The sequence below is a fragment of the Bifidobacterium commune genome, assembly GCF_900094885.1.
In the GTDB taxonomy this organism is placed as follows: Bacteria; Actinomycetota; Actinomycetes; order Actinomycetales; family Bifidobacteriaceae; genus Bifidobacterium; species Bifidobacterium commune.
Genome location: NZ_FMBL01000001.1, coordinates 142,988 through 152,347, shown reverse-complemented (window position 1 = coordinate 152,347; position 9,360 = coordinate 142,988). Strand labels below are relative to the sequence as shown.

6 protein-coding genes and 1 pseudogene are annotated in these 9,360 nt (G+C 54.0%); 2 read left to right on the top strand and 5 right to left on the bottom strand.

The features are described 5' to 3' along the window. Together GA0061077_RS06925 and GA0061077_RS00515 are read left to right on the top strand one after the other, a co-directional pair. A partial coding sequence (locus GA0061077_RS06925) for a BspA family leucine-rich repeat surface protein (RefSeq protein ID WP_200754431.1) occupies positions 1–1,879 on the top strand: 1,879 nt, incomplete at its 5' end. 171 nt (positions 1,880–2,050) lie between these two features. Then, on the top strand, positions 2,051–2,902 hold the full coding sequence (locus GA0061077_RS00515) for a patatin-like phospholipase family protein (protein ID WP_234696441.1): 852 nt from the start codon (positions 2,051–2,053) through the stop codon (positions 2,900–2,902). An 85-nt stretch (positions 2,903–2,987) separates the two neighbouring features. Here GA0061077_RS00515 and GA0061077_RS07010 read toward each other — a convergent pair. The 5 genes and pseudogenes from GA0061077_RS07010 to GA0061077_RS00495 form a co-directional block, all read right to left on the bottom strand. Then, positions 2,988–3,136 (bottom strand): annotated as a pseudogene (locus GA0061077_RS07010) (SPFH domain-containing protein); the annotation flags it as partial. 83 nt (positions 3,137–3,219) lie between these two features. After that, a complete protein-coding gene (locus GA0061077_RS00510) occupies positions 3,220–4,158 on the bottom strand; it encodes a fluoride efflux transporter FluC (protein ID WP_091846997.1) in 939 nt (312 codons plus the stop codon). A 222-nt stretch (positions 4,159–4,380) separates the two neighbouring features. Then, complete coding sequence (locus GA0061077_RS00505) at positions 4,381–5,781, bottom strand: O-acetylhomoserine aminocarboxypropyltransferase/cysteine synthase family protein (RefSeq protein WP_260281746.1); 1,401 nt, start codon at positions 5,779–5,781, stop codon at positions 4,381–4,383. Positions 5,782–5,938: 157 nt separating this feature from the next. Next, the gene (locus GA0061077_RS00500) at positions 5,939–8,743 is read right to left on the bottom strand and encodes an ABC transporter ATP-binding protein/permease (RefSeq protein WP_091846996.1); all 2,805 of its coding nucleotides are present in this window, start codon (positions 8,741–8,743) and stop codon (positions 5,939–5,941) included. Positions 8,744–8,887: 144 nt separating this feature from the next. Continuing rightward, positions 8,888–9,172 (bottom strand): winged helix-turn-helix transcriptional regulator, encoded by a 285-nt coding sequence (locus tag GA0061077_RS00495; RefSeq protein ID WP_091847537.1) that lies wholly within the window; start codon positions 9,170–9,172, stop codon positions 8,888–8,890. Positions 9,173–9,360 lie beyond the last annotated feature (188 nt).

The window sequence follows — 9,360 nt, the reverse complement described above, 5'->3', positions numbered from 1 at the left end:
CAGCTGCTCCGGGCTGAAAACACTGGACGTGACCCACTTCAACACCGCCAAAGTCACCAACATAAGCTACATGTTCGCCTTTTGTTCAGGTCTGTCGAAACTGGACACGTCCAGTTTCGACACCGCCAACATCACCGACATGAGCAGCATGTTCGGCAGCTGCTCAGGACTGAAAACACTGGACGTGACCCACTTCAACACCACCAAAGTCACCAACATGAGAAGCATGTTCTCCGGCTGCTTCAAAATTACGGCTCTGGACCTGTTTAGCTTTGACACCACCAAAGTCACCGACATGGATTCTATGTTGCCGAGAAACCTGCAGGCGTTCAGGCTGAGCCATCGGACCAGGATCGAACATACGGCGTACAAGGAACTCCGCTATACAGAGAAGTGGTTCCGTGCGTCGTCAATCGGCTCCGACTTCACGGTCGAAATCCCCGCAATCGGCGGCGTGACAGCGTTGGCGGGGGTGACGAGAGGGACCAGCCCAGAGGGTATCTACCGGGCGCCCGGCTTCGTATCGCTGGAGATAGACTGGGGCAACGGTGGGCTGAAATCGACTGTGAAGATCCCGACCGGATCTTCCTACACACTCCCCTCGCCGGCCGGACACGCCAATCCGGCGGGTAAGGTCTTCTCGAAGTTGAAGCTGACTACCGATGCTCCGTACACCGGCACGCCCGTACCGAACGGAACCATCGCGTTTGCCGGCTCCGACAACAACTGGACCGCCACGCTCACCGCCGAATGGGAAGCCCTGTCCCAGCCGATCGTGACAGTCTCCACCGTGCATACCGGACCCGGCAAGGAACCCTCCGTTGACATCAGAACCAAGGCCATCGGGCAGACAACCGGCGACCGGCTCCACGTCTGGTCCCAGACCTCTGGAAAAGACATCAAGGCATGGGACGCAACTCACGAGTGTGCCGCCGGCGACGACGGTACACAAAAATGGATGGGCATCCCCGCTTCCCAGATCAGCCCCGCCCCGGGAAGCCGATACGAATTGAGGGCCACGCTTTCTCGGATTGACCCGGTCACCGGCAACACCATCACCACAGCACCAGACGCCGAGGCAGGAAGCATTAGCACCGGCGTCTTGCCCTACACCACGGTCACGTACAGCAACGACGGCGCCGCCTCTGGCACCGCGCCAAGCTCGTCTGACGCGTACACTGACACCGCTAGCCTCAAGGCATGGTTCACCCTGCCGCTGCTTAACGCCGACAATGGCTTGACCAGAGCCGACGGCGTGCTCGACGGATGGACCCGTACCCCCGGCGCCGTCGCGCCCGACCACGGCATGGGCGACCCCGACGACAGGACCATCGCGGTGTCTGCCGCGACGACCAACACCGACACCGCTGGACACACCGCCGTCACCCTGTACCCCGTATGGAGGACTGGGCTGACACCTGACCTCAACACGGCAGCCATCACCCCCAATCTGGACGCCACCATTAGCATGGAGGGCGCTACGCCGCCCGCGTTCAGAACCACGGGCACACGCCCCGACATCCTGCGAGTCACCAACGACGGTCAGGATTGGAACCCCGTGTCATATGAGAACGGCACCTGGCGGGCCACCAGCCGTCAACCCGTCTCCGCCGGACTGCACACCATCACCGCCACCGTCACCGCTCCCGATGTCTGGCGCGAAGGCAGACCCGACGCCACATTCACCACCACCATTATCCGCAAAACACCGGCCACCAGCCACGAGGCCCTCCCCATGACTGGCGGAAACCCACAACATATCGCCTTATGGCTGGCCACTGCACTAACAACGACACTGCTCCTCTCCACAGCAACCACCAAGCTACGCAACCAAAACATAAAGTCAGACACAAGAAAACAAACTAGGAAACGAATCTAGACTTCCCAATATACGGCACCCCTCGTGAACCACTACACACCTCGCGACCGTAAGACAGAATGCAGATATTCTGCTGTCAAATCAGCCCATCGCCAACAACAGAACAATGTCCGGAAGTCGGACGTATGCTCAACTAATCAAAGACACCGATTCAAGTTGAGGAGGAAGGCAATGACAAACAACAAGACCGCTATGATTGATGTCGGCGGGGGCTTTCGTTCCATCTACGGTGCGGGCGTGACTGACCAGCTCATCGATAGAGGCATCACTTTCGACAAGTGTTATGGCGTTTCCGCAGGTAGTGCCAACATCGTCTCCTACCTAGCAGGTCAACGCGGCCGCACCAAGAAGTTTTACACGGACTATGCCTTCCGTCCCGAATATGCAAGCGCCAATAATTTCATCAAATTTCATAACTACGCGAATCTCGACTATATTTACAGCACACTTTCCAACTCAGACGGCGAATACCCCCTAGATTACAAGACATTTGCCGCTTCGCCTACCGAGTTCACCGTGGTCGCCTGCGACGCACGCAACGGCCATGCGCGTTATTTCGATAAGTCCGATGTGCACCAAGACAACTACAACATCATGAAAGCCTCGAGCGCAGTGCCTGTGGCATGCGAACCATACGTAATTGACGGCGTCCCCTACTACGACGGCGGCATAGCCGACCCGATACCCGTGCAACTGGCGGTCAACGAAGGCTTCGATCGCATCGTACTTGTGTTGACCCACCAGCGTGATTTCGTACGTAAGGCAAAGAGGGATGCCGCGCCGGCCGCAATTCTGAAGCACTCCTATCCGGCTGCAGCGGAACGGCTCAAGAATCGCTACCGCACCTACAACGAAGAGATGGAAGTGGCGGAAAAACTAGCAGCAGAAGGCAAGCTACTCATCCTGGCACCCAAGGATCTGTATGGGCTGGACACGTTGAGCAAGAATAGCGAAGGCCTCGAGAAAATGTATCAGGACGGGTTTGAAGCCGCCAAGGCCGTTCCAGAATTCCTCGCCGGCTGAATATCGGCAACACAGGGGGATCTTGCAAGTTCAGGACCCCCTGCAATGGTCCGAAGCATCTGAGTGCAAGCTCACATCTCGAATAAATCGCGGTAACCAACATTTTGACCACAGTGAAGCCAAACTTTGACGTTTTTCCTTCCGTCATCTTCTGCACATCTGCAGCCATATCATCTTTGGGGTGAAGACATCATCTAAGACCAGAGCAGGAATGGCACTACGAAGCGCATTTTCAGGCTAAGACAACAAGAAACGCCATGTGACGGATGCTAGAAATAGTACCGGAAGAGCCGTTGGTGTTCGTTGGCTTGGATCCATTATTGTATGACCAGACCGACGAACAGCGCAGCAATACTGAGCAGCATCATCACACCGGTGTAAAGCAAGGCCCACCACGGATGTCCATCGTTAAACAGTTTTGCACCTTCGACGCTGGCTGTACTGAACGTCGAATAACCACCAAGCAGACCGGAGGCCAACAGATACTGCAATGGAATGGCCGTGCAGGCATGTGCCCCGAACCAGCCGGATACGAACCCCATCGCCAGACAGGCAGTGACGTTAACGACCAGCGTTCCACAAGGAAACGGCAGGTGTATGCGAGCATTGACCCACGCATCCACACCGAAACGCGCCACCGCCCCCAAACCACCTAATAGAGAGGCCGCGATCAGCGCGACGACGGCCTCACCACGTCGGCAATTCTCATTCCGCGCAACAACAACCAGTGCGAGGATAAGAAATACGGCAGGCATCACCATAAGCGAACGGAGACCGGTTGAATGTGGGGCTTTGGTTTCATCGCTATTTTTTACCTGAGAGGGATGGTGTAATCGCCGTTGTCCCATCGCTTTGCCGGCGGCAAAGCCGACCATCGCGCACACAAGTCCGGCGATAATGCAGCTGAAGAGGTAGATGAAAGCGATAAACGTTCTGCCACATTCGAGACGCTTAACGACCTCAAGCATGAAGGTACTGTATGTCGTGAATCCGCCAATCAGTCCTGTATTCAAGAAAAGCCGTACGAGCTTGCGCACACCGGTATCAGGGCCAAGGGTGGACATATACGCTGTAACACATCCAAGCAGAAACGAACCTACGAGATTGATGACACCTGTTATCCATGGCCAGAGCACATTGGATGATTGGAAAGCACTCAACACCACCCGATCAAGCGAACCGCAGGCCCCTCCGGCAATGAGCGACAAGATGATTGCACCTGACGAAACGGCGGCACTTTCGATTTTACGATTCATCACTGCCCCCAAACCAATCCAACAGCCCCAGCAAAGCCGCAGCGTCACCGATTGCAATAATCCACGAATCGCCGCTCACCATGACAATACAAAGCCATGTGTTTTCCTGAAACTAATCTTCATGTACGACAAATCGCGCCTATGATGACATGACCCAGACACGAACATCAGCATCAAGAACTTGAAAAAACAATTCGGGAGCCATCCGTCGGACGAATGGAATCAGTACGCGTCAGCGATTGCCTGATCAAGATCGGCGATAAGATCTTTCGGGGCCTCAAGACCGATCGAAAGCCTGAGCAACTGGTCATCAACTCCTGCAGCAGACCGATATGCACTAGGGACTTCGCGATGCGTAATGCGCGCCGGATTAACGATAAGAGAGTGCGTACAACCGATATTGGGCACGTACGAGAACACTTTGACAGCATCTACCACACGGTTGACATGCGATTCATCACCCTCCAGTCTGAAGGACAAAACCGGACCGACACCGTTCGGAAGATACTTGTCGGCCAACGGCTTGTCCTGGCTCGAATCCAAGCCGGAGTAATAGACATGTTCAACATGCGGCACCGTTTCAAGATGCCGAGCGATTTCAAGAGCCGTCTCGCTGGCTTGACGACAGCGTTGCGGGAGCGTCTCCAACCCAATTAACTGAAGGTAGGCGTTTGCCGGAGACATCACTGCACCAAGATTATGCAAATATTTGATGCGAACACGACCGGCGAACGGCGCTTGCGGATACGCCTCGGAGAAATTACGCCATATCCCCTTGCGTTCATCGCTTACTGACAATTCCTTGTCGGTGAATTGAGGAAAACGTCCGTTCGACCAATTGAAGTTGCCGGAATCAACAACCACACCACCCAAGGCATTGCCATGACCGCAAATACCTTTGGTTGTAGAATGGACTACCACATCGGCTCCATACTCTATGGGACGAAACAGATAAGGCGTGGATACGGTGTTGTCGACGATAAGCGCGACACCATGACGGTGCAGCATATCAGCAAGAGGCTTGATGTCGGTGATACGGGTGGATGGATTGGCTACCGACTCAGCAAAAACGGCACGAGTATCCGGCCGTATCTTCACTTCTACCTGAGCAATATCGTTGATGTCGTCAACAAAGTCTGTGTAAATGCCAAATTGTGGGAAAAAGCTTTCCATTGCATCGATAGATGCTCCATACAGATCAGTAGGCGCTATGAGGCGACCGCCGCCCTCAGCGGCGCACAACAAGGCAAACGACACAGCTGCCATGCCTGAAGCGAGAGCAACTGCACTGACACCGCCTTCGAGATCGGCTATGCGGCGCTCAAATGCATCTACAGTAGGATTGCCACAGCGCGAATAAGAAAATCCCTCTATTTCACCGGAGGACAGACTGTCACCACGCTGCGCATCATGCATGGCGAATGCGGCGCTCTGGTAAATAGGCACGCTCATGGAACCGTTGTGTCCATAAGGATCGTAGCCAGCATGGAGGGCTCTGGTTTCAAATCTTAGGCTCGTCTCAGTTATGCTCGCACCACCACCGATGTTCGGCGGACAGGCCGTGTCCCGTCCGACTTCGTCGTTCAGACAACCTTCGAACATATCTGCGCTCTCATTAATCATGATGTCTCCAATTCACCATTGTTGGCACCACCTTACCGCCTCGAAATAGCACAGGCATGCGCGTTGTCATACCTAAAATCTATAAACCGTTCATACCTGATTACGACTAATCCCAGCGGTTTCATGTCCGCTGGGATTCGCGTGTCAATATGACCGGTTACTCAGTGCGCAGCGCGGTGGCTGGGTCCTGCTTGGCAGCCTTGCTTGAAGGTATGAGACCGCCAATCAGCGTGAGCACTACCGAGAGCACCACCAGAATGACAGCTCCGGAAACAGGCAAAACGGCGTTGACCTGATCAGTGCCCATAAAGTGGTGCATGAGGGCGTTGCCCGGAATAATGAGCATAAGCGTGACCGCGATGCCGATGAGACCAGCGCACAAACCGATAATGCCCGTCTCCGCGTTGAACACCGTGGAAACATTACGTTTCGACGCACCCATCGCGCGCAGGATGCCAATCTCCTTGGTTCGTTCAAGTACGGAAATGTACGTGATGATGCCAATCATGATCGAGGAAACCACCAGAGAAACGGCAACGAAGGCAATCAGAACGTAGGTGATGACATTGATGATGGTGGTCACCGAGTTCATCATCAGACCCGCGTAATCGGTATACACGATACGGTCCTTCTCTTTGGCTCCCTCGTTATATTGCTTGATTGCATCTTCGATAGCGTTCTTGGCTTCGAAACTATCGGCATAAATCTTGATGGAGCTGGGCGCATCACGCCCTATGACACCAAAATCAGCGAGGTTGCCGTCGTAGGTGCCAGTGGAAACATACTGGTTGTATATCGAAACCAACACACTTTCGGAAGCTGTGGCAAGATAGTGGTTGAATGCCTGAGCAGTCTGCTCCTCCGTGGCGCCAGCCGACTGCTGCGATGGAGCAGGTGTCCCCATGCCGAGGGACGTCTGGCTCATCAGGCTCTTTGCCATGTTCGCTTGCTCGGAAACCGGCAGAGAAGCGATATACGTCTTGGCATTCGCAGCCTTGGCGGCATCGTCGGACGGCGCGAATGTCATCCCGTTGAGCACATTGTGTCCACGGTCCGTCTTCTGGCTGGACACGATCTCACTGTCGTTTGCGTGGGCAATCAGCTTGTCAGTAAGCATACGCGTGTATCCGATGCCCGGGGCAAGCGGTGTGGTTTTGGCATCGCTGTTGGCACGAACAACTCCCATCACATGCAGCTTCATCGCATTGGGCGAATCCATGAGCTTGCCGACCTGATCGGCGTCATTACCCACGTATCGATAGTGCCCATCGGCATCCTTCACATACTGATCGGCAGCGGGCAGCAATGTCAGCGGTTGCTCCATGGCCTTGGAATAATCGATGCGAGAAGTGTTCGTCTTGACCTTTTCGCCGTTGTTGAGACGGTTCATCATATCGTTGTAATCGGCGCTGGGAAGCAGGCCAAGCTCATAGACCTGGGTCAGCGGAATCTCGTTGTTCTTATCGAGAACCAGCACGACCTGGTCGCTAGACTTCGGCCAATCCCCCTTAACCATCTGATAATTGTCGGTGATTACCGAGCTGATGGGCTGCTTGTCGGCATGTTCACCAGGCATGATTTCGGAGAACGCGGATGGAGCTTTGTTGTTCTCGGTTTTGCCGGTGATTTTGGAAATCTGCATCGACTGAATACTGCCGATGTCGCTTGAGGACGAATTCAATCCGGCCATGGTGCTGGCTACTGAATCAGAAGCGACGGAACTCCCGCTTATTTTCACGCCGTCGACGTTCACCAGCGTACCACTGCCATCGTGCGTGAACACCGAGAACTTGGGCGAATATGAATACTGGATACCAACATCGCCAACATGCTTGCGCACATCGTTATCAGGCTTGTCGAGGAACTTTTTGAACGGACTCAGGTTATTGGTGGTGATTCCGCTCGTGACTGATGAAGCGCCTTTGACACTTGAATCGTCGGGATAGATGCCGTCACGAAGCTGCGCGTGTTCCTTGGAATCGTCGGCAGCTTGTGCAGTATCCATAATCTTGTTCATATCGAAGGTCTGTTGGTTAATCTCAATAGGATACGAAGTCAACGTTTCCTTTTGGATATCGGTGATGTAATGATTCACACCAGCGGAAACGGAAAGGATCAAGGCGATGCCGATAATACCAATCGACCCTGCGAATGACGTGAGAATCGTCCTGGCCTTCTTGCTTTTAAGATTGTTGAAACTCAATGCGACGGAGGTAGCGAAGGACATCGAAGCCCTGCCCATCGTGCGATGTACGGCAGGTGCTTCACTCGCCGTTTCCTCGGGTTCGACCGGCCTAGAATCACCACGGATAACACCGTCCTTAAGCTCAACGATGCGGTTGGCGTATTCGTATGCCAGTTCAGGATTATGAGTAACCATAACGACGAGGCGATCTTGCGCCACTTCCTTGAGTAAATCCATGATCTGCACGGACGTTTCAGAGTCCAGCGCACCGGTAGGCTCATCGGCCAGCACGATGCTCGGATCGTTGACAAGCGCCCTCGCAATGGCCACACGCTGCATCTGACCACCCGAAAGCTGGTTCGGCTTCTTGTTGACGTGCTTCCCGAGACCGACCTTTTTGAGCGCCTCTTCGGCACGCTTATGACGGTCGGCTCGCGAAACACCAGAGATCGTCAGAGCCAGCTCAACATTGGAAAGAATACTCTGGTGTGGAATCAGGTTGTAACTCTGAAACACGAAGCCCACGGTGTGATTTCGGTAAGAATCCCAGTCGCGATCCTTGTATTTCTTGGTCGATGTACCGTTGATAACAAGGTCGCCCTCATCGTAACGATCCAGTCCGCCGATGATGTTCAGCAGGGTTGTCTTACCCGAACCTGACGGCCCCAGAATCGCGACGAACTCATTGTCGCGCAGGGTAAGACTCACATGGTCAAGCGCCTGCTGTGTGAAATCACCCGTCTTGTATTGCTTGCTGATGTCTTTGATCTGTAACACGTAATCCCTCACTGCTTGTATCGGTATCGCAGGCAAGTTCACGTCACCCTGCTGTCATCTTGCAACACTACCAGCGATGCCCCAAAGTTACGTGTATATCGCTCGAACTGTAAGAAACTGAAATTGGTCCAGCCACCCAATCCCTCAGTGGCACATGGCTTGCTGGTAGCCGGCCCCCCAAGCGCTCATGGCATCAATCACCCTTTTGAGACTCCGTCCGGTTTCGGTCAATGAATACTCGACTCGAGGCGGAACCTCGGCGTAGACTTTGCGACTGACAAGACCGGCCGCCTCCATCTCCCGAAGATTGGAAGTAAGCACTTTCTGCGAGACATTGCCGATCGAACGACGCAATTCGCTGAACCGTTTGGTCCCTTGCAGCAGATCACGCACGATCAGAACGGTCCACTTGTTGCCAATGAGGGTCATGGTCGTCTCGACCGGACAAACCGGAAGGTCGTTGACGACGCACGCGCTTTTCTCACTTTGGGCACTTGCGACATTATTCACGGTTAAGCACTTTCACTTTCAATGCATCCTTTCGTCGCATCAGAAATGCTTGAATCCAGACACAATCCAACATTAACGAAAGGTTACTTTTAGTTACCAACATCTTT

What these genes read in the sequence shown, in the direction of transcription:
- GA0061077_RS00510 (WP_091846997.1), bottom strand. Translation starts at nt 4,158, where the DNA reads ATGAATCGTAAAATCGAAAGTGCCGCCGTTTCGTCAGGTGCAATCATC.
- GA0061077_RS00515 (WP_234696441.1), top strand. Translation starts at nt 2,051, where the DNA reads ATGACAAACAACAAGACCGCTATGATTGATGTCGGCGGGGGCTTTCGT.
- GA0061077_RS00495 (WP_091847537.1), bottom strand. Translation starts at nt 9,172, where the DNA reads ATGACCCTCATTGGCAACAAGTGGACCGTTCTGATCGTGCGTGATCTG.
- GA0061077_RS00505 (WP_260281746.1), bottom strand. Translation starts at nt 5,781, where the DNA reads ATGATTAATGAGAGCGCAGATATGTTCGAAGGTTGTCTGAACGACGAA.